Below are 20195 nucleotides of genomic sequence, written 5' to 3' on the forward strand. Positions count from 1 at the left end.
AGAGTCCCTCACCTGGGGAAACATCTGTGCGAGGGGGAGGCCCTGACCTGTGGCCAGTGAGTTCAGCACGCTGTTACGGCGGCTGCGGCGCGACGCGGGCATGACGCAGGAGGTGCTGGCGGAACGCGCCGGAGTGGGAGTGCGCACCATCCGGGGGCTGGAGACCGGCGAGCGCGCCGACCCCCGGGTGACCACGGTGCGGCTGCTGGCCGACGCGCTCGGGCTGGCGCCGGCCGAACGCGAGGAGCTGCTGGCGGCCGCCGTCCGCCGGAGCGGGCACGCGGCCCGGCCCGACGACCCGCCCGGCGACGCCCCACCGGCCACCGGGCAGGCCGTTGCGGCCGGATCGGCCGCCGGGCGGATTCTTTGGGACGAGCCGGCCGCCGGGCAGGCCGTCCCGACCGGACCGGCCACCGGTCAGGCCGTCCCGGCACCGGCCATGGACCGGCTGCTTCCGGGACCGGCCACCGGGCAGGGGTTTCCGGTCGAACCGGCCATGGACCGGCTGCTTCCGGCCGGACCGGCCGGACCGGCCGGACCGGCCGGACCGGCCGCCGTCCCCCGGCCCGTCTCGCCGTTGTACGACACCCTGGCCGACGTCGCCGACCAGCTCGCCCACGCGGTCGCCGCCCGTTGGCGGCGCGAGGAGGAGCAGCGGCAGGTGCACGACCCGTACCCGCTGCCGGTGCGCTGGCGGCCGGCGTCCGACGAACTGACCGACCACTGGGCCAACATCCGCCGCCTGCCCGCCGGGGCCGCCCCAAGGCCGCTGGACCTCGGCGGTCGGCTGGACCACATCGTGGACATCCACCGCCGGATCCCCTCGGGGCGGCTGGTGGTGCTGGGCCGGCCCGGTTCCGGGAAGTCCGTCCTCACCACGCGCTTCGTCCTGGACCACACCGCCTCGCGGACCCGTACCGACCCCGTGGCGGTGATCTTCAGTATCGGCGCGTGGGACCCCACCGCCATCACGTTCCGGGACTGGCTCACCGCACAGCTGGTTCGCGACCACCCCGGTCTCGCCGGCCCGGCGCCCGGTGGACCGAGCCTGGCCGCCGCGCTGGTCGAGGCCGGCCGGGTGCTCCCCGTGCTGGACGGCTTCGACGAGATCGCCGGCGGGCTGCACCGCCCCGCGCTGGAGGCGCTCAACGCCACCACGCTGCCGCTGCTGCTGACGAGCCGTCCGGCCGAGTACGCCACGGCGGTCGCCGAGACCGACGTGCTCACCTCGGCCGCCGCCGTCGAGCTGACGGACCTCGCCCCGGAGGACCTGGCCGACTACCTGCCCCGCACCGCCCGCAAAGCCCGCGGCGGGGACGCCGCGACGACCGCGTGGGAGCCCGTGCTGAGCGCACTGCGCGCGCGGCCGCGAAGCCGCGGCGCCACCCACCTCGCCGCGGTGCTGACCACTCCGCTGATGGTCACGCTCGCCCGCGCCGTCTACAGCGACACCCCGGGCCGGGATCCGGCCGTGCTGCTGGACACCGGCCGGTTCGGCGGCCCCGCCGAGCTGGAGGAGCACCTCCTCGACACCTTCACGGCCTCCGCCTACCGCCTCCGTGCGGAGCACCGCCCGGCCGGCGGCCGGCGCCGCGCCTTCGATGCGCAACGCGCCCAGTACTGGCTCGGCTACCTCGCCCACCACCTGACCCGGCTCGACACACCCGACCTGGAGTGGTGGCGGCTCGGCTCGGGGCTGGGCCGCGCCGCGCGCACCGTGGTGACCGCGCTGGTGACCGGCCTGGTCGTCGGGCTCGTCGACTGCGTCGTCGGCACCCTCTTCGACCCGCTGAGCTTCCAGATCGTGGAAGGGCTGATGACGGGGCTGCTCTCCGCGCTGATCTGCGCGCTGGCCCACTGGTTCATGGTCGCGGGCAGGAACACGGCGGTGGCGCCGTCGGGCGTGCGCATGAGGGTGTTCGGCGGAACCGGCCCGCCCGGGCGCAGAATCCTGCTGCGCACCGCCGTCGGTTTCCTGTGCGGGCTCGTCTTCGGCCTCGGCTACGGCTTCGAGCACGGCGTGCTCAAGGGCCTCGTCTACGGCACCGGGCCCCTGAGCATGCTGTACTTCGGCCTCTACGACGCCACGTTCTTCGGGTTCGTCTTCGCCCTGGGCGGCGGTCCCACCCTCGGGCTGCTGACCCTCCTCGCCACCCCTCTCGACATCCGGTCCGCCGTCAACCCGGCCGGCCTGCTGCGCACGAACCGCCGGACGGCCATCGCCCAGGTCCTGGTGTGGGTCCCCGCCTTCGGGCTCCTGGCCGGCGTCGGGTCCGCGGTGGCCGTCCGGCCCCTGTCCATGCTCCTGGGCCCGCTCGTCTGGAACACCGAGGCCTCTTTGAAACTCGGCCTCATCAGCGGGCTCTGCGGCGCCCTGGGCTATGGCCTGGCCCTGACCGCCTGGGGCCAGTGGGCGGTCTTCTCGCGGATCTGGCTGCCCCTGACCGGCCGGCTTCCCTGGTCCGTCGTCGCCTTCCTGGAGGACGCCTATCAGCGGGGCGTGCTCCGCCAGAGCGGTGCGGTCTACCAGTTCCGCCACGCCCGCCTGCAGGACCACCTCGCCCGTACGTACCGCGAACGCCGCACCCACCGGGAACGCCGCGCCGCCGGTGGCCCGAGCGGCCGGGCGGCGCCGCGCCCCCTCGACGACGGTGCCCTCGACGACGGTGCCCTCGACGACGGTGCCCTCACGCGGACCCGAACACCACCGCCGAGTTCTGGCCGCCGAAACCGAAGTTCTGCTTGACGGCCACGTTGATCACGGCGGACCGGCCCACGAGCGGGGTGTAGTCCAGGTCGCAGTCCGGGTCGGGGTTGTCCAGGTTCGCCGTGGGCGGTACGTACTTGTCCTGCATGGCCCGCAGCACGCCGACGCTCTCGATGATCCCGCATGCGCCGCACGCGTGACCGATGACCGACTTGGGTGCGGTGATCGCCACCTGCCGCGCGTGCGGGCCGAACGCGCGCTTGATGGCCGCCGTCTCGGTCCGGTCGTTGAGCGGCGTCGAGGTCCCGTGCGCGCTGATCAGGTCCACGGCGGCGGTCTCCAGACCGGCGTCGGCGCAGGCCAGCTCGATCGTCCTGGCCGCCACCGCGCCGTCCGGCCGGGGCGCCACGGGGTGATGGGCGTCGCAGGTGGACGCGGCGCCCAGCACCTCGCCGTGCACGGTCGCGCCGCGCCGCAGCGCGGACCGCTCGGACTCCAGGACGAGCACGGCGGCGCCCTCGGCGGGCACCATGCCGTCGCGGTCCCGGTCGAACGGCCGGGACGCGGCCGCCGCCTGTGCGGCGGGCCGCTGCGAGAGCGCGTCCAGCAGACAGAACGACGCCAGGGCCGGCACGTCCAGCCAGCTCTCCACCCCGCCGACGAGGACGATGTCGGCGATGCCGTCCCGTATGGCGCGCAGACCGGCTCCGATGGCGTCCGTCGAGGACGCGCAGGCGGTGGAGAGAGTGAGCACCGGGCCGGTGATGCCCAGCTCCTGGGCGACGAGCCCGGCGGCCTGGTTGGGCAGCAGCCGCAGCAGCCCGAGCCGGTCCATCCGCGACCACCCGCTCGCGCGCAGAAGCGTCACCTGTCGGGCGGTCTCGTCGAGCCCGCCACCGCCGGTACCGACGTACAGGGCCCCCGGGGCCGTGCGCAGCCCCGCGTCCTGCCGGGCCTTCAGCGCCGCGGCGAACAGCAGTTGCTGGAAGCGCGAGGTGCGGCGGACCTGGGGGACGGACATGTACTGGCGGGGGTCGAACCCGCTGATCACCCCGCCGACCCGGCACGGCAGCGGTTCGTCGAGATCCAGCGCCGAGATCGCCGAGCGCCCCGTGGCCAGGGCGTCCCACAGCTCGTCCGGCGTGTCACCCGCGCACGACTCCACGCCGATGCCGGTCACCAGCACGCGGCTGCGCGCCGCCGCGTGCATCACCGGGCCGCCGCCATCGCGTCGACGACGTCCCCGACGGTGCGCAAGGATGCGATCCGGATGTCCGTGTCCGCCAGCTCGATGCCGAACTCCCGCTCCAGCGCGGAGATCAGCTCCAGTGCCTCCATGGAGTCCAGCCCCAGCACCGGCTGCCCGGGATCGGTGGCGTAGAACAGGGCGGCATCGCGGGTGACGGCCGCTCCGGGGCCGCCCAGGTCCGGGCGGATGCCGGTGATGACCCGGGTGACGACGTCCAGTACCTCGGTCATGAGAAATTCTTCCTTTCGTCCGGTGGTTACGGCCGGGTGGCGGAGAAGTACACGCAGCGCCGTGTGATGGTGAACGGGGCGCGCTCGTACTGCTTTTCCAGCGAGGCGGTGAGCAGTTCCGCGGCGGTGTGCCGGTCGATGCCGGGCAGCGCGGCCGTGGCGAACATCGGAGTCGAGCACAGTGCGGTGAGAAAACGCGGGCCGAGGGTGAATTCCCGCTCGGCGGTGGCGACATCGGTGAACCCGGCACCGACGAGCGCTGCTCGGTAGTCCCCGGCGGTCCTGCGCAGCCCCGGGGGCCGGCCGGCGGCCGACCGGGTCAGGGGCAGCCCGCGCTCCCGGGCGGCGCGGCGGGCGCCGGCGACCAGCTCGGCGTACCGGGGCAGGTCGGCCCCCGACTCGGCGCCCGCGTAGAAGGCCGAGTTGAACACCAGGCGGCCGCCGCCCCCGAGGACCTCGCCGATCGCATCGAGCGCCTCGGCGAGGTCCGGGACGAGATGAATGCAGTTGGCCAGCACGACGACGTCGAAGACACCCGGGCGGAACAGCCGGGCGACGGCGGACGCGTCACCCTCGACGAACCGCGCCCGCTCGCCCAGCCGGGCCCGCGCCGCATCCAGCAGAGCCGCGTCCGGATCGACGCCGACCAGCGACATCGCCGCATCGCGCAGCAGCAGTTGCTCGCTGACGGCCCCGTCGCCGCACCCCAGATCGAGCACGGCCGGCCCCGAGCCGACCGGGACCAGATCGAGCAGCGCGCGGTTCAACCCGGCGTATTCAGGGTCGCGGCGCAGCATCGCGTAATCCGTGGAAGGCGTGCCTGTGCGTACGTTCATGAATCGACCTCCGTCGACACGGTCATGGAAATGACGGAATGCGGAGTGAATGACGGGCGCCGACGCTAGCAGCGTGATCGGACAGCAACAAGCGCGATGTTCTCCGATTCCGCACCACCATGCTCGTGATCAGCGAAAACACCTCCCTTCATCTTTGTTTCATCGTGATCGGTTAGCTTCCGCCAGCCGTATCGAGGCGTCATGAGACGTCATGAGGTGTCATAGGGAGAAGAAATTCCAGTGGAATTCACGGAATTGGGAGACAGCGGCGTTCCCGCCGGCCGGTTGGCGTTGTGGACGCCGTCCGCCCCGGACGCTGACTGGGCGGACGACCCCCGGGCGCCCGCCCTCGTCCACGAGCACCACGTGCGGGCGGCGGCCGCCCACGGGCCGCGGCACGTGGCTCCGGCATGGATCGGGGTGTCCTTCCGTGTGGGCCGGTGCGACCCGGAGCGGATCGCGGCCGCCTTCTCGGCCTGGCTGCGCGCACACGAGCACCTGCGCAGCGCCCTGATCCCGGCCCCCGGAGGCTGCGTGCGCCGCACGCTCCCCGGCAGCGCCGTCACCCTGCTGCGGCAGGACGTCGGCGACTTCGCCGACGGGGCCTCGGTCGGGCGGCAGATCGAAGCCTTCTTCGACCGCGGCACCGGACCGCTCGGCTGGCCGCCGGTGCTCTTCGCCACGGTCGACGGCGCGGACGGCGTGACGGTGTTCGTCGGCGCCGACCACGGCGTCATGGACGGCTGTACGCTCGCCATGATCCCGGGGGAGATCCGCGACGCCCTGGCCGGCCGCACCGGGCCCACGCCCCGGCCGACCTTCCTGGACTACGGGGCCGAGGAGCCGCAACTCCTGGACCGGCTGTCGGCGGAACCCGACCGCACCGCCCCCTGGCGGGCCCTGCCCACCGACCCGCGCGGCCGTACCCCCGCCTTCCCCCTGCCGCTCGGCGCGCCCGAAACGCCGCTCCCGCAGACGAGCGGCTACCACTGGCTGCTCGACGGGCCTGCCGCCACCAGCTTCGCCACCGCCTCCCGCGCCGCCGGAGGCACGACCGCCGCCGGACTGCTCGCCTGCCTGGCGCTCGCCTCGGCCGAGGTCACGGGCGGACGGCAGCTGTCCTTGATCAGTCTCGCCAACACCCGGCCAGAAGCGTGGCGGGCGGCCCCGGGCTGGTTCGTCGGCCTGCACCCCGTACGGATCCCGGCGGCCCCCGGAGCGGCCTTCGCCGACACCGTCGCCCCCGCCGCCGCCGAACTGCGCCGGCGCGCACCGGGGCCGGGCAGCTCACTGCCCCACATCAGCCGCATGCTGCGCAAGCCGATCCACCCCCGGTTCGTCGTCTCCTACCTCGACGTGCGTCGGGTGACGGGCACCCGGCCCCGGCCCGAGGACGTGATGCTGCGCAGCCGGATCCACGGCCCGGCCGAGGTGTACGTGTGGCTGACCAGGAGCGAACGCGGCGTCCACCTGTCGACGCGCTTCCCCGACACGGCCGTGGCACGGGCGAACGTCGGACGCTTCGTCCTCGCCGCCGCGCACGCCGCAGATCGCGTTGTGCAGGGTCACCGTGCCGAAGCGGTGCCGGCGCCCGCCTGACCCCCGCGCTATCTCGTATCACCCGAGGGAAAAAAGGAGACCCCACCGTGCGCATGACCCAGATCGTCGACTGGCGGCCCGAGCCGGGCGAGGTGACCGAGTTCGAACTGACCACCGACCGGGCACCCGAACCGCACGACGTACCCGCCTCGCACTTCCAGCGGGCGCACCTGCAGCTGGCGGCCGCCCACCGCATTGCCGGTCGGCAGCAGTCGCCCTGGGTGGCCATGACGTTCGACCTGCCGGGCCGCGCGGACCTCGACGCCCTCACCGAGGCGTGGCAGGGGCTGGTGCGCCGGCACGAGGCGTTCCACACCTGGTATGCGCCGGACGGCGACACCTTCACCGGGTTCCGCATACCGCCCGACTCCCTCACCGTGCACCCGGCGCGCGTTGGCGACTTCCCGGACACGGCCGACCTGCGGGCCCGTCTGCACCGGCGGATCGACGAGAAGACCTCGGTGAACGGCCTGGGCCTGCTGGCCGGAGTGATCCGCCGCGCGACGACGTCCACGGTGTACTTCGCGATCGACCACGCCTACACCGACGGACACTCCCTGACCCTGCTGTTCCACGAGCTCCGCATCCGCTACCGCGCGGCGCGCTCCGCAACCCCGGTCGACCTGCCGCCGGCCCCCGGCTACCTGGACCTCAACCGCCGCGAGCACCAGCGCTCGGCGTCGCTGACGAAGGGTGCGCCGGAGCTCGCCGCATGGTCGGAGTTCCTGGCCGTCAAGGACGGCGGCTTCCCCGCCTTCCCCGTCGACCTCGGCAACGACGCCGGCGAACTGCTGCCCGCCACGCGCCTGGAGTACCCGGTGTTCACCGGGGAGGAGGCACGCGCGTTCCGCGCCACCTGTGCCCGGCACGGCGGCGGCCTGGCCGCGGGCTTCTTCGCCGCGCTGGCCCTCGCCCAGGAGGAGTTCACCGGCAACGACACCTACCGCGTCCTGACCGCCGTGTCGACCAGGGCCTACCCCCGGCTGCTGCGCGTGCACGGCTGGCTGGTCAACCTCGCACCCCTGCTGTTCCGCCTGCCCGCCTCACCGGACCTCGCCGGCGCGATCGCCGCCGCGCAGCAGGGCTTCCAGCGGGCCCGCGAAGGGTACGACGTGCCCCTGCACCGGGCGCTCGACCTGCTCGTCGAGGACGGCGAGACCCCCGCCATCCCGCCCATGGCGTCCTACGTGGACGGACGCTCCGCACCGGGCGCCCGCGACTATCTCGACGCGGACGCGACGGTCCTGACCGGACCCGACAACGCCAGCGGTGTGTCGCTGTGGCTCAACTGGTTCCCCGACCGGGCCGACCTGGTGGTCAGCATGCCGGACACCCCGCAGGCCGCCGCGGGCGTGCCGAAGTACCTGGACCGGGTCAGGGAGATCATGCTCTCCGCGGCGACGGGCTCGCACGGCGCCCGCTGACCTCCACCACGGGCTGCGCCCGGTGCGGTCGCTGCCGCTGCACGAATGGCGTCCCCCCGTCACTCGTCCGGCCCCCTCACCGCCGCCGGGGGAGCGCCGAGCCGCGAGGATGGACGCAGCAGCGGCACGGCGCGGGAGCACAGGCGCAGCAGCAGGCGAGAACGGGAGCGACGTATGACGGCCCACGCCCCGACCGAGCGGCTCGGTCCCGACACCGACCTGGCCCAGGTCTTCGAGCTGGCGCAGCAGCTGCGGGTGGACTCCGTCCGCGCCAGCACCGCGGCCGGGTCCGGGCATCCCACCTCCAGTCTGTCGGCGGCCGACCTGATGGCCGTCCTGATGGCCCGGCACCTGCGCTACGACTGGGACGACCCCGACAACCCGGCCAACGACCATCTGGTCTTCTCCAAGGGGCACGCCTCGCCCCTGCTGTACGCGATGTTCCGTGCCGCCGGCGTCGTCGGCGAGGACGAGCTGCTGGACACCTACCGCCGCTTCGGCTCCCGGCTGCAGGGGCATCCGACCCCGGTGCTGCCCTGGGTGGACGTGGCCACCGGCTCCCTGGGCCAGGGCATCGCCTACGCCGTCGGCATCGCCCTGGCCGGGCGCGAGCTGGAACGGCAGCCGTACCGCGTGTGGACGCTGTGCGGTGACAGCGAGATGGCCGAGGGGTCGGTCTGGGAGGCGCTCGACAAGGCCGGCCGGCACCGGCTGGCCAACTTCGTCGCCGTCGTCGACGTCAACCGGCTGGGCCAGTGCGGCCCCACCGAGCTGGGGTGGGACACCGGCGCGTACGCCCGCCGCGCCGAGGCGTTCGGCTGCCGCGCGATCACGATCGACGGGCACGACCTCGGCGCCGTCGACAAGGCTCTCGCCACCGCTGCGGACGACCAGGCCCCCACCGTCGTCCTGGCCCGCACCGTCAAGGGCCGGGGCGTCAGCGAGGTCGCCGACCAGAACGGCTGGCACGGCAAGCCCCTGCCCGAGGACCTCGCGGAGCGGGCCGTCGCCGAACTCGGTGGCCTCCGCAACCTGTCCGTCCGCGGCCCCCGGCCACCCGCCGGTGCACCGGCCACACGCCCGGCCGCCCGCCCCGTCGAGCTGCCCCGCTACGACACCGGCAAGGACGTGGCCACGCGCAGCGCCTTCGGCAAAACCCTGGCCGCCCTCGGCGCCCGCCCCGACGTCGTCGTCCTCGACGCGGAGGTCGGCAACTCCACCCACACCGAGGACTTCAAGAAGGCCCACCCGGAGCGCTACTTCGAGACCTACATCGCCGAACAGCAGATGATCGCCACGGCCGTCGCCATGGGCGTACGCGGCTACCGCCCGTACGCCGCCACCTTCGCCGCCTTCCTCACCCGTGCGCACGACTTCATCCGCATGGCAGCGGTCTCCCAGGCCACCATGGCCCTGTGCGGCTCCCACTGCGGCGTGGAGATCGGCGCCGACGGCCCCTCCCAGATGGGCCTGGAGGACCTCGCCATGATGCGGGCCGTCCACGGCTCCACCGTGCTGTACCCGAGCGACGCCACCTCCGCCACGGCCCTGACCTCCGCCATGGCAGACCTGCCCGGCATCTCCTACCTGCGCACCACGCGGGGCGCCTACCCCGTCCTGTACGCCCCCGACGAGGACTTCCCCGTCGGCGGTTCCAAGACCCTGCGCAGCAGCGACCACGACGCGGTCACCCTCGTCGGCGCCGGCGTCACCCTCCACGAATGCCTCGCCGCCGCCGACCAGTTGGCTGCCGACGGCATCCACGCCCGCGTTGTCGACCTGTACTGCGTCAAACCCGTCGACGCCGCGACGCTGGCCCGCGCAGCCCGGGAGACCGGTGCGCTCGTCATCGCCGAGGACCACCACCCCGAGGGCGGCATCGGCGAAGCCGTCCTGTCCGCCCTGTCGGCACTTTCGGCCGAGCGTCTCGCTCCCGCGGTCGCCCACCTCGCCGTCACGGTCCTGCCCGGCTCCGGAACGACGGCCGAACTCCTCGACGAGGCCGGTATCTCCCGCACGCACATTGCCCGGGCCGCACGCGGTCTTGCCGATGGCGGCTAGGCCGTGCCGCGTACCGGCAGCCGGCGACGGGACGGCGTTCGAGGGCAGACGCCCGAGACGACCACCTGCCCCGCATCGCCCGGACCCTTGCCGGCCGCGACGCCGACTGCGTGCGGTGAGCCGACTGCCCGCCAGGCGTAGGGGGAGCAGAGCAGGGGAGCGGCCTGCCATGTGGCATCGGGAAAGAAATGGAGCGGATCGCCCGGGCGGTCGCCGGCCGGGCGCTTGTCGGCCGGGAGGTGGGCAACGGCTGCGCCCTGATCGCGCTGAACGGCAGGGCCGGGGACGGGAAGACGACGCTGGCAGCCCTCCGGGCCGAACACTTGGGAGGGCCGGACTGTGCGGCGGTCGTCCACGGGGACGACTTCCTGCAGCCGACGCCCGACGACCAGCGGTTCTCGCTGGACACGGTCGAGGACTACCGCGGCTATTTCGACTGGCCACGGCTGCGCAACCAGGTCCTCGCACCCCTCACGGGGTGGCCGGTGGCCTACGAGCGGTACGACGCAGCGGCGAACACCGTGCCACCTGGCAGCCCGCGCCCCCTCCAGCCCCACGGGACGGTGGTCGTCGAGGGCGTGCTCACCGCCCGCCCGGAGCTGCCCGTCTGCTACGACCTGGTCGTCCTCGTGGACACCCGGACGCGGTGTGCCTGCGCCGCTTGCACGCCCGGGGACGCGACCCGCGGCGCGAGACGTGGATCGCCGCTGGTACACCGTCGAGGGGTACTGTCTGGCGTCCACCGCGCTGTCCGTACGAGCGGACCTCGTCGTCCGGGGCCGGTGACGTCCGCGCTAGCGCAGGTCGTCGGCGCGCCGGTGGTGAGGAGCACGTAGTCTTCTGACTCCCATCTCCGGGCGCCGGAGGGCGGCTTTCCGTGGCCCGTGCGCCGTCCGAGCTCGTTGACCGGAACAGTCCGGGCCCGGCAGTCCGTACAGCGGGCACTCAGCCGGCCCGGCAGGGTCGATGCGGACGTGCCCGTGCTCTTCACCTCCTTCGCGCCCGCCCCGGTACCATCGCGGCCACGGAACTGGGGGAGGAACCATGGCAGCAATCGTGGTGGTGCACGGCATCGGCAAGCAGTACTCGGGTGCCCATTCGCTGCACACGTCGGTGTCCACCGCACTTTTGGACGGTTTGAGCCGCGCTGGTGTCACGCACGTAGCTCCGGAGAGCGTACGCGTCGCCTTTTACGGTCACCTGTTCCGCCCGCCAGGTTCCGCACCGACCAAGGGCGAACCGTCCTACACCTACCGCGACGTCACGGATCCGTTCGAGGTGGAACTGCTCCTTGCCTGGTGGGCAGAGGCGCATCGCATCGAGCCGGACCTGGTTCCGCCGCCCGCAGCGACAGGCACCAGCAAGGCCGCGGTGCCGCAGAGCGTGCAACGTGGCTTGCACGCACTCAGCAATTCCCGTGGCTTTGCACGCGTGGCCGACAGGTTTCTCATCGGGGTGCTCAAACAGGTGCGCGCCTACCTCACCTCGCCCGACGTCCGCGAGCACGTCCAGAAGGAGATTGCCGCTGCCGTAACGGCGGACACCAGAGTCCTCGTCGGCCACTCACTCGGCTCGGTCATCGCCTACGAGGCCCTGTGCGCTCATCCGGAATGGCCGGTGCATTCCTTCGTGACCCTGGGGTCCCCCCTGGGCATTCCCAAGCTGGTCTTCGACCGCTTGTCACCCGCACCACGCTCGGGGCGGGGCATGTGGCCCGCCGGAGTGGGGACTTGGACCAACCTGTGTGACCGTCACGACGTTGTCGCCCTCGCCAAACGGCTCGCCCCACTATTCGGCGACGCCGACTTCGTCATACGGGACCTCATGATCGACAACGGCCGGCAAGCCCACGCCATCGAACCCCACCTCACCGCGGTGGAGACGGGCACGGCCATCGCGGAGGCTCTGCGGGTGGCCTCGTGACCCGAGGGGCACAGCAAGGCATACGCCACACGCTCTTCATCGGCGGAACGGCGACCTACGACCACCAACCGGAACTTCGAGGCGTGCGCTCAGACATCGAAGTGGTCAGCGGCCTCTTCGGCGCTCTGGGCTACGAGACCGAGCCGCCGTTGCTGGACAGGACCAGCGCCGAATTCCGCACCGGCCTGTCCGCCTGGGCCGCAGCCGAGGACCGGACGGACGACGCACTCGTCCTTTATTACAGCGGCCACGGAGAGCTCAGCCACGAACGTCACTATCTGATGTGCCGAGACAGCTGTAGCAACCAGCTCACGGGCACTGCCGTGGCCACCGAGGACGTCGTGCGGATCGTCAGCGAAGGCGGCGTCCGGCGGCTCCTGCTGATCATCGACACGTGCTACGCGGCACAGGGCGGCATCGACGCCGCACGTTCACTGGCCTGCGATCTCGGCATCCGGCTCAGCACCACCCGGGCCGCCGACGGGCACCGCCTCACCGCCTTCTCGGTGATCGCGGCTGCTCGCTCCCAGGAGCTGGCCGAGGACGGGGCCTTCACCCACGCCCTTCGCGCGGCGATCGACGATCCGGGGCTGGGCGGGCACCGTCAGCCGAAGCTGTACCTGGAACAGGTCGTGGACCGGGTCAACGAGATCCTGGCTACACACAGCCCCTATCAGCACGCCGCCTGGGGAACACTCCCGAGTGGTGAAGGCTTTTCCTTCATCCCCAATCCCCGCTACGCCCCGGACATGCCGGACGAGGACATGGACGTCGCCGAGCAGCGCACCTGGGCCAGCGCGGAAGGGCGGCGACGCCGTGAGGAACTGCTCACCCATTTCGGGCCGCGCGGCCGCGGAACCGATGTCTTCGCCGATGCCACGGGTTCCTACTTCACCGGCCGCGCGGCTGCGCTGGCCGTGCTGACGGCCTGGCTCGACGCCCGGTCGTCGCGGCTCGGCCGCTGCGTCGTGGTCACAGGGCGCGGCGGCGTCGGCAAGTCCTCGCTCCTTGGCCGGCTCGTCCTGCTCGCCGACCCTGGGCTGCGGGCGGCGCTGCCCGACGTGGCCCAGGACTTCGTCCCCCCTCGCCGGCAGGTGCACGCCGCCGTACACGCACGGCACAAGCTCCTGGAGGACGTGACGGCGGGCATCGCAGACGCCGCGGGCCTGTCAGAGACCGACCCGGAGCGACTCGCCACCGCCCTCGCCGCCCGGGCCGAGCCCCTGGTCGTCGTGATCGACGCCCTCGACGAGGCGGGCACGGCGGGGACCGACGAGGAACCGCACCGCATCGCCGCCCTCCTGCTCGCCCCACTGAGCCGACTGTCCTGCGTGCAGCTGCTCGTCGGCACCCGTCCGCACGTACTCGACTCCCTCGGCGACCAGTTCATCCCCTTGGATCTCGACGAGGCGCAGTGGACCGGCGAACGGGACATCGCCGCGTACGCACGCAGGCTGCTCCTTGCCCCCGACGGTCCGGGCAGCGTCGGCGTCTACACTGAGGCCACCACTGAACCCGTCAGTGACGCCGTATCCGTGCGTGCCGACGGCAATTATCTCGTCGCTCGCCTCATCGCGAGATCGCTCGCCCACCGCCCGGCGCCCCTCGACACGACATGCCCCGGCTGGGAAGGGCAGCTCCCGGCTCTGAGCGAGTCCCCGGACCGCTCTGCAGGACCAGCGTTCCGGTGGGTACTTCACGAGCAGCTGCGCACCCGCGCGGACCGCGGTCTTGCGTTGCTGACGGCCCTGGCTCACGCGGAGGGCACCGGGCTCCCCGGCGAAATGTGGCGTGCGGCTGCATCCACCTTCACCACCGACCCGGTGACCGGCCAGGACATCCGCTGGATCCTGGAGTCGGCAGGCGCTCACATCATCGAGGGCCGGGACACCGGCCCGGACGGCGAAGCCCGTTCCGTCTATCGCCTCTACCACCAGTCGTACGCGGACGAACTACGGTCCACCGCCGGCTCGGACGCGAACGCACGCATCGCCGCGGCACTGATGGCGACCGTACCTCCTGCGCCCGTGGGCCAAGGACGGGTGTGGTCGACCGCGGACTCGTACGTACGTGCACACCTCGCCAGCCACGCCACGGGCAGCTCGTTGTTCGACGAGCTCGTCATCGATCCGTCCTACCTGCTGGCAGCCGAGCCGTCGACTCTTCTGCGGGCATTGCGGCACGTGAAGTCCTCACAGGCAACAGCCGCCCGGTTCTCCTACGAGAGTTGCGCACCTGTGCTGCGCACCGAGAGCGATCTCATGGTGCGAGCAGCCCAATTACGGCTCGCGGCCCTGCAGACCGGTGATGAGGTTCTCGCCGACGCGGTGCGCGGCTGCTTCCCCGAACTTCCCTGGGACACGTTGTGGGCCGATGTGCCCACAAGCAGCGATCCCTTCCGTGCTGTTGGCACGTTCTCGAACCCTTTGAGGGGTGTCGAGGTCCTGGACGTCTCGGGTACGAGGGTCATGGCTACGGCTCAGGAACCCAATCGGACAGAACTATGGGATCTCGACACAGGAGCCCCACTGGGACCACTGCCTTCCACTGCCTCTCCGCACGTTCTGGCGCTCGCCTCCTGCCAGGAGAAACCGGCAGCCTGGCTGCTGGCTCACTCCCGTGACGTGCCGGGTTGGGACAGCACCATCGAGGTCTTCGACGCGCGCACGAGACACCGTCTGGGCAAGCCTCTGGTGACACGGGCCGTCCATTGTGCACTCGCCGAGATCGAAGGTACCTGCGTGGTCGGGGTGGTGAACACCGATGGGACTGTAGAACTGGTCGAGGCGCGCACAGGCTCCGTTTTGGTCAGGCTGACCTCGCGCCTTCGGACTTCGAAGCTGGAGCCTGAGTCAAGTCAATTGGTCCGAGCCAGGATGAGCGGACGACGTCATCCCCAGCACCTTGCCATGGGAGTGGTGGACGGTCACCTGGTCGTTACGGCGGCAGTAGGAGTCTCGTACCACGCGTCGTCCCGGTCGGGCCGCGCGGAGCTCGCGGTGTGGTGGGTGGACGCTCGCGACGGTTGGCGTGTCCGCAACAGTTCACACTACCGCTTGACCGGCCGGGAGGTGACGGCTCTGACTGTCCGACGAGGCCGCATCCTGGTATCCACTATCGGACGCCTGCGGATCACTGGGCGAGCACAGGCGATCCGCCGGCAAGGAATCGTCACCGAGTGGTTCGTCCGCCGGGGTCCGGGACCGGTTGCCTTCGTCTCGACGGACCTCGGCAGGTACAGGGTGCGCGCCTCGGGTTCCGGCATACAGGTGACTGATGGGGAGGGAAGACGGACCAACAGCATTGACTGTGAGGCGCCATGGTCCGCACACATCACCGCAACTCCCGTCGGCACCAATCGTGCTTCTCTTCTCATCTGGCGCGAGGACAGTCCTTCCGTTCAGGCGAGGGAGCTGTCTCTCGTAGGTGAGGCGGGCAATAAAGGGAGCGGAGTGAGCATCGCCGCACACCGGGCCTTCGGCACGGTCATGGGCCAGGTCGACGGACGAGCGGTTCTCGCTGAATGCACTTATTCCGGATCGCACCGTCTCCTCGATCCGACTTCCGGCGAGGCGGTGGCAGCCGATGGCCGATTCTCGTTCTGGGCCACAAGCTACTGCGGGACCCGGGGACTCCCGATCATCGGATACCGGTGGTTGCGCCAGTGGCGCGCCTTGCACTGGGTGCGGGTGTACGAGGAGTTCTCCCCCCGCCGCGTGCGTCTGCACGGCGGCTTCCTGCCGCCCGTCTCGGACATGTGGGTCACGAAAGAGGGCGGACGTCCACTACTCGTCGGCCAGGCCTCAGGAGGTCATTTCATCGCATGGACCCTTGATGGCAGGGTTGCGGGGCGGGCCCGGCTGACCGGCTGCTTCGATGCACGGACGCTGGCCGTGGGGCGCCGAGCGATCCTCTCCGTGCACGACCTTCGGGCGCGTGCCATCAGGGTCTACGAACTGCCGGATTTCGCTCCGATCGCGAGCATCCCTGACCGCAGGTACACGTCTGCATATGACCTGGCAATGTGTGGCGGGACACCGGTTGTCGTTCATGCAGACGGGATGGGGCTGGTTCGCGTCCGCTCCTTTCTGGACACTTCGATCGAGTGGCGGTGGCGACTGCCGGAGACTCATCCGATCACACACTTGGCGCTCACCACCGTCGCGGGACGCGGCGCGGCTGTCGTGTGCACGAGTGCGGGCAGCGTCCTGATGGCGGAGGCCGACTCTGGGCGTCTGCTGTCATACGTCCGCCTTGGCACGGCGATCAGGTCGCTCACTGTTGTGGAGGAAGCGACGGTGGTACTCGTCACCGCGAAGGGCGGCACCCTCTGCCTGCGACTTGCGCCGGCGCGGGGCGGTCCTTGACAAGTTGGCCTCCCGCACGATGTCGGAGAGCGGACGGTAGCGGCCTCACTTGTGTTCGTACAGGAAGCCGGGATCTCATCGCGGGTCGGGTGGTTCGGCAAGGCGCCGGCTTGTCCTCCAGATGTGATGCGCCACACCCGGCATGTACTCGGTGTGCTGGGCGGCGGAGTTGTCGGCAAGGATGGTGGTCGCCCCTCGCGGTTGCCTCGCTGGTGGCCTGGCACACTCCGAGGGTGCACGAAGACTCCCTCGAACTGCGCCAGGTCGTCTCCGGCGACCAGGTCGACGCCCGGCTTCGTCAGGCCCTGACCGACTGCTGGGTCGACGTCACCAACGCCGGCGGTGCGGCCGGATTCCCCTTCCCGCCCATCGACGCCGAGCAGGCCGCATCCGCTCTGGACGCCGTCGTCGCCGGCCTCGCCCCGGAGACCTGCCGGCTGATCGTGGCCCTGCTGGACGGGGAGGCGGTGGGCTGGCTGGTCATACGTCGCGACGTGTTCCGTCTCGTCTCCCACTGGGGCACCCTGCATCACGTCCAGACACACCCCGGCGTCCGCGGGCGTGGCATCGGTGGTGCGCTCCTCGAACGGGCCCGTCAGGTGGCCCGGGACGACATGGGCCTCGAACACCTGCGGCTGGCCGCGCGCGGAGGAGTTGGGCTGGAGGACTTCTACGGACGGCTCGGCTGGAAGGAGACAGGCCGCTGGCCCGGCGCCCTGCGTTTCGCCCCCGGGGACGACCGCGACGAGATCCTCATGGTCCTCCAGCCCCTCTGACCGCCGCCCCGGCTTGCGTTGCCCGCCCGGTGCCCGCCGAGGCGTTCAGTGCGGAATCACCCAGCCCGGCCGCCAGGTCCCGGCGGCGTCGTGGCCGGCCGCCGTGGCGGTGAGGTGGGCGCGGAGGGTGGCCAGCGCCGGGTGGGGGTTGTCGCGGTGCCACAGGAGCGCGTGCGGGTAGACGGGGGTCGGGTCGGTCACCGGGATGCGCCGCAGGCCGTGGCCGGCGGGCCAGATGAGCCGGGTGTGCTCGCCCATGAAGGTGGCCAGGGCCGGGGTGTCGGCGATGGTGTCGAGGAGGGCGTCGGAGCCGAAGTTGGGGCCGGTCGCCTCGATGGTGAGGCCGAACTCGGCGACGAGGTCGTCGTAGTAGGCGGTCCATTCGGTGCCGGGGACGACGCCGGGCATCCAGATCCGGTGCCCGGCCAGCTCGGCGAGCGTCACCGACCTGGCGCCCGCCAGCGCGTGGGCGGGGCCGGTGAGGAGCTGGAGCGGCTCGTCGAGCACCCGGGCGGAGGCGATGTCCTCGGGCAGGGGCCGGCCGGGCGCGGCGACGGCGCGGAAGGACGCGTCGATCGCACCGGAGCGGAGGGCGGCGACGGCCTGCTCGATGTCGAAGAGCATCAGGACGTCGAGCTCGATCCCGGGGTGCGCGCGGTGGAAGCCGCGCATCAGGCCTGAGGCCGCGCCGCGCGAGTTGATCACGTCGACCCGCAGCGGGCGGTGGCCGGTGCGCACGGACGCGACCGCGCGCTCGGCGGTGCGCAGCAGCTCGCGTGCGTGGGGGAGGAACGCCTGTCCGTCGATGGTGGGCTCGGCGCCGCGCGGCGTGCGGGTGAACAGCCGCACGCCGAGGTCGCGCTCCAGCGCGGCGATGCGCTTGGAGACGGCCTGCTGGGTGATCGACAGGTCGGTGGCGGCCTTCTGGAACTGGCCCGCTTCCGCGACGGCGACGAAGGTGCGTACCGCTTCGAGATCCACGCCGCCACCCTAATGAACAACCAATGGTTGTGCACAGCTGGCAGGACGGTTGTTTGACCTGCTGCTGTGCTGCTCGCTTTGCTCTTTCTGGTCAACATCGGTTTGTGACAGGGGGCGCCGGCATGGTGGTCAGGAGACGGTTGGGCCGGCGGTTCGGCTGGCTGTGGGCGGCGTACGCGGTGAGCGCGTACGGGTCCGGGCTGGGGTTCGGGGCGCTCCCGCTGATCGCCGTACTGGTGCTGCACGCCGGCCCGGACGAGGTGTCCGCGCTGTCCGCGGTGGGGCCCGCGGTGGGCGCGCTGATCGCGGTGCCGCTCGGGCCCTGGGTGGAGTTCCGGCGCAAACGCCCGGTCATGATCGTGACGGATCTGGCCCGGTGCGCGGCCATGGCGACGATCCCGGTCGCCTACGCCTTCGGCTGCCTCGGCTTCGTCCAGCTGCTCGTGATCTCGGCCGTGGTCGCCGCAGCCAGGATCGCGTCCGGCGCGGCGAGCGGCGCCTACCTCAAGTCCCTCGTCCGGCCGGACGACCTGCTCGTGGCCAATGCGCGGTTCGAGTCCACGAACTGGAGCTCCATCGCGGTCGGGCCCCCGCTGGGCGGGGCGGCGATCGGCGCGTTCGGGCCGGTCACCACGGTGGTGGCGGACGCGCTCAGCTACCTGTGTTCCGCGCTGTGCATCACCGCGATCCGCGGTCGGGAGGAGGCGCCGCACCAGCCCGCCAAAGGACCGGCCCGAGCGAGCGCACTGCTCGACGGCTGGCGACACATCATGGGCCATCCCGTTCTGCGGGCGCTCTACCTCAACCAGATGCTCGTCGCCGGTCTGATCATGGCCACCGAGCCGCTGCTGGCCGTGCTCCTCCTTCGCCGGCTCGGGTTCCCGCCCTGGCAGTACGGCCTCGCCTTCGCCGCCCCCTGCCTCGGCGGGCTCATCGGCTCCCGGCTGGCCCGCCGCGTCGTCGCCCGCCACGGCCGGCACCGCATCTTCCGGATCGTCGGCACCCTGCGTGCCGTCTGGCTGATCGGCCTGGCCTTCGTCCGCCCCGGCGTCGTCGGCCTCGTCACCGTGATGGCCGTCGAGCTGGCGATCATCATCAACATGAGCCTGTACACCCCGGTGCTCGCCACCTACCGGCTCGAACACACCCCGGAGCACCTCGTCGCCCGCACCCTGTCGGCCTGGTCGATCGGCCAGCAGGCATCCATCGCCGTCCTCACCACGCTCGGCGGGCTGCTCGCCGACGCCACCGGCCCACGCACCGCCCTCGCCGTTGCGGGCCTGCTCGTCCTGGCCACCCCGCTCCTGCTGCCCCGGCACGACCGGACGCCGCAGCACGAGCCGGAACCGGCCCGCACCCCGAGCCCCACACCCTGAGCAAGGAGACACCGTGAGCAAGGAGAGCCCTCCCGTGAGCACTGCCCCCGCACTCGACCCGACCCGCACCGCCCTTCTCGTCATGGACTGCCAACCCGCGATCCTTGCCGCTCTGCCCGACGGCGGGGACCGCGAAGCCCTGCTCGGTCGCGTGGAAGGAGCCATCGCCGACGTGCGCGCACACGGCGGCACCATCGCCTCCGTACGCGTCGGCTTCACCGAGGCCGACTGGGACGCGATCCCCGCCGCCAACAAGTCCTTCGCCCCGCTGGCCCAGCACCGCGTCCTGCACCACGAGGACCCTGCCACCGCCGTCCACGAGCGCCTGGCTCCCCGGAGCGGCGACATCGTCGTGCGCAAGACCCGCTACGGCGCCATGTCCACGACCGACCTCGACCGGCAGCTGCGCGAGCGCGGCATCACCACCCTTGTGGTCTGCGGCATCAGTACCAGCGGCGCCGTCCTGTCCACCGTCCTCGACGCGGCGGACCGCGACTACCGGCTCCACGTCCTGTCCGACGGCGTCGCCGACCCGGACCCCGACGCCCACGACGCCCTGCTCCGGCACGTCTTCCCCGCACGGGCCCACGTCGTCGACACCGCTGCACTGCGCGCCGCGTTGCACGGGTCAACGGCTGTTCCCGGGTTGAGGTATTGAGGTCCATT

At 71.9% G+C, this 20195-nt stretch carries 14 protein-coding genes; 10 read left to right on the top strand and 4 right to left on the bottom strand.

The annotated features are described in order from the left end of the window. Positions 1–49 precede the first annotated feature (49 nt). A complete protein-coding gene (locus AB0K17_RS24955; protein ID WP_365984302.1) occupies positions 50–2746 on the top strand; it encodes a helix-turn-helix domain-containing protein in 2697 nt (898 codons plus the stop codon). Here AB0K17_RS24955 and AB0K17_RS24960 read toward each other — a convergent pair. Genes AB0K17_RS24960 through AB0K17_RS24970 form a run of 3 tightly spaced genes read right to left on the bottom strand, consistent with a single transcriptional unit; the run spans position 2688 to position 5022 of the window. Continuing rightward, positions 2688–3917: a beta-ketoacyl-[acyl-carrier-protein] synthase family protein gene (locus tag AB0K17_RS24960; protein ID WP_365984303.1), complete on the bottom strand. Its 1230-nt coding sequence runs from the start codon at positions 3915–3917 to the stop codon at positions 2688–2690. The two genes, AB0K17_RS24955 and AB0K17_RS24960, sit on opposite strands and share 59 nt — an antisense overlap. Next, a complete protein-coding gene (locus tag AB0K17_RS24965) occupies positions 3917–4186 on the bottom strand; it encodes an acyl carrier protein (RefSeq protein WP_365970130.1) in 270 nt (89 codons plus the stop codon). Before AB0K17_RS24965 ends, AB0K17_RS24960 begins: the two co-directional genes overlap by 1 nt. 26 nt (positions 4187–4212) lie before the next feature. Beyond that, positions 4213–5022 carry a class I SAM-dependent methyltransferase gene (locus AB0K17_RS24970; protein ID WP_365984304.1) on the bottom strand — a complete coding sequence of 270 codons (810 nt, stop codon included), beginning with the start codon at positions 5020–5022 and terminating at the stop codon, positions 4213–4215. Between the two features lie 240 nt (positions 5023–5262). Between AB0K17_RS24970 and AB0K17_RS24975 the strand changes: the two genes are divergently transcribed. The 7 genes from AB0K17_RS24975 to AB0K17_RS25005 all read left to right on the top strand — a co-directional run bounded on the left by AB0K17_RS24975 (position 5263) and on the right by AB0K17_RS25005 (position 17172). Beyond that, a complete protein-coding gene (locus tag AB0K17_RS24975; RefSeq protein WP_365984305.1) occupies positions 5263–6621 on the top strand; it encodes a hypothetical protein in 1359 nt (452 codons plus the stop codon). Positions 6622–6674: 53 nt separating this feature from the next. Next, positions 6675–8045: a condensation domain-containing protein gene (locus AB0K17_RS24980; protein ID WP_365984318.1), complete on the top strand. Its 1371-nt coding sequence runs from the start codon at positions 6675–6677 to the stop codon at positions 8043–8045. 174 nt (positions 8046–8219) lie between these two features. Beyond that, positions 8220–10106 carry a transketolase gene (locus AB0K17_RS24985; protein ID WP_365970133.1) on the top strand — a complete coding sequence of 629 codons (1887 nt, stop codon included), beginning with the start codon at positions 8220–8222 and terminating at the stop codon, positions 10104–10106. Positions 10107–10294: 188 nt separating this feature from the next. Then, the gene (locus AB0K17_RS24990) at positions 10295–10942 is read left to right on the top strand and encodes a hypothetical protein (RefSeq protein ID WP_365984306.1); all 648 of its coding nucleotides are present in this window, start codon (positions 10295–10297) and stop codon (positions 10940–10942) included. Positions 10943–11150: 208 nt separating this feature from the next. After that, positions 11151–12029, top strand: a complete 879-nt coding sequence (locus AB0K17_RS24995) for a hypothetical protein (RefSeq protein ID WP_365969821.1) — start codon at positions 11151–11153, stop codon at positions 12027–12029. Next, the gene (locus tag AB0K17_RS25000) at positions 12026–16396 is read left to right on the top strand and encodes a caspase family protein (protein WP_365969820.1); all 4371 of its coding nucleotides are present in this window, start codon (positions 12026–12028) and stop codon (positions 16394–16396) included. The genes AB0K17_RS24995 and AB0K17_RS25000 overlap by 4 nt, the downstream gene beginning before the upstream one ends. A gap of 233 nt (positions 16397–16629) precedes the next feature. Then, positions 16630–17172 (top strand): GNAT family N-acetyltransferase, encoded by a 543-nt coding sequence (locus AB0K17_RS25005; RefSeq protein WP_365969819.1) that lies wholly within the window; start codon positions 16630–16632, stop codon positions 17170–17172. Positions 17173–17217: 45 nt separating this feature from the next. Here the strand turns inward: AB0K17_RS25005 and AB0K17_RS25010 are convergent, their stop codons facing one another. Continuing rightward, positions 17218–18153, bottom strand: coding sequence for a LysR family transcriptional regulator (locus AB0K17_RS25010; RefSeq protein ID WP_365984307.1), 936 nt, complete (start codon positions 18151–18153; stop codon positions 17218–17220). Between the two features lie 122 nt (positions 18154–18275). On the opposite strand from AB0K17_RS25010, the gene AB0K17_RS25015 reads away from it, so the two are divergent. Together AB0K17_RS25015 and AB0K17_RS25020 are read left to right on the top strand one after the other, a co-directional pair. Beyond that, positions 18276–19529, top strand: a complete 1254-nt coding sequence (locus tag AB0K17_RS25015; protein WP_365984308.1) for an MFS transporter — start codon at positions 18276–18278, stop codon at positions 19527–19529. A 34-nt stretch (positions 19530–19563) separates the two neighbouring features. After that, positions 19564–20187 (top strand): cysteine hydrolase, encoded by a 624-nt coding sequence (locus AB0K17_RS25020; RefSeq protein ID WP_365984310.1) that lies wholly within the window; start codon positions 19564–19566, stop codon positions 20185–20187. Positions 20188–20195: the final 8 nt, after the last annotated feature.

This window comes from Streptomyces sp. NPDC049585, assembly GCF_040675615.1.
Taxonomy (GTDB): Bacteria; Actinomycetota; Actinomycetes; order Streptomycetales; family Streptomycetaceae; genus Streptomyces; species Streptomyces luteosporeus.

Coding starts and splice junctions, on each gene's coding strand:
- AB0K17_RS24970 (WP_365984304.1), bottom strand. CDS start 5,022: ATGAACGTACGCACAGGCACGCCTTCCACGGATTACGCGATGCTGCGC.
- AB0K17_RS24965 (WP_365970130.1), bottom strand. CDS start 4,186: ATGACCGAGGTACTGGACGTCGTCACCCGGGTCATCACCGGCATCCGC.
- AB0K17_RS24960 (WP_365984303.1), bottom strand. CDS start 3,917: ATGCACGCGGCGGCGCGCAGCCGCGTGCTGGTGACCGGCATCGGCGTG.
- AB0K17_RS24985 (WP_365970133.1), top strand. CDS start 8,220: ATGACGGCCCACGCCCCGACCGAGCGGCTCGGTCCCGACACCGACCTG.
- AB0K17_RS24990 (WP_365984306.1), top strand. CDS start 10,295: ATGGAGCGGATCGCCCGGGCGGTCGCCGGCCGGGCGCTTGTCGGCCGG.
- AB0K17_RS24980 (WP_365984318.1), top strand. CDS start 6,675: ATGACCCAGATCGTCGACTGGCGGCCCGAGCCGGGCGAGGTGACCGAG.
- AB0K17_RS24995 (WP_365969821.1), top strand. CDS start 11,151: ATGGCAGCAATCGTGGTGGTGCACGGCATCGGCAAGCAGTACTCGGGT.
- AB0K17_RS25015 (WP_365984308.1), top strand. CDS start 18,276: ATGGTGGTCAGGAGACGGTTGGGCCGGCGGTTCGGCTGGCTGTGGGCG.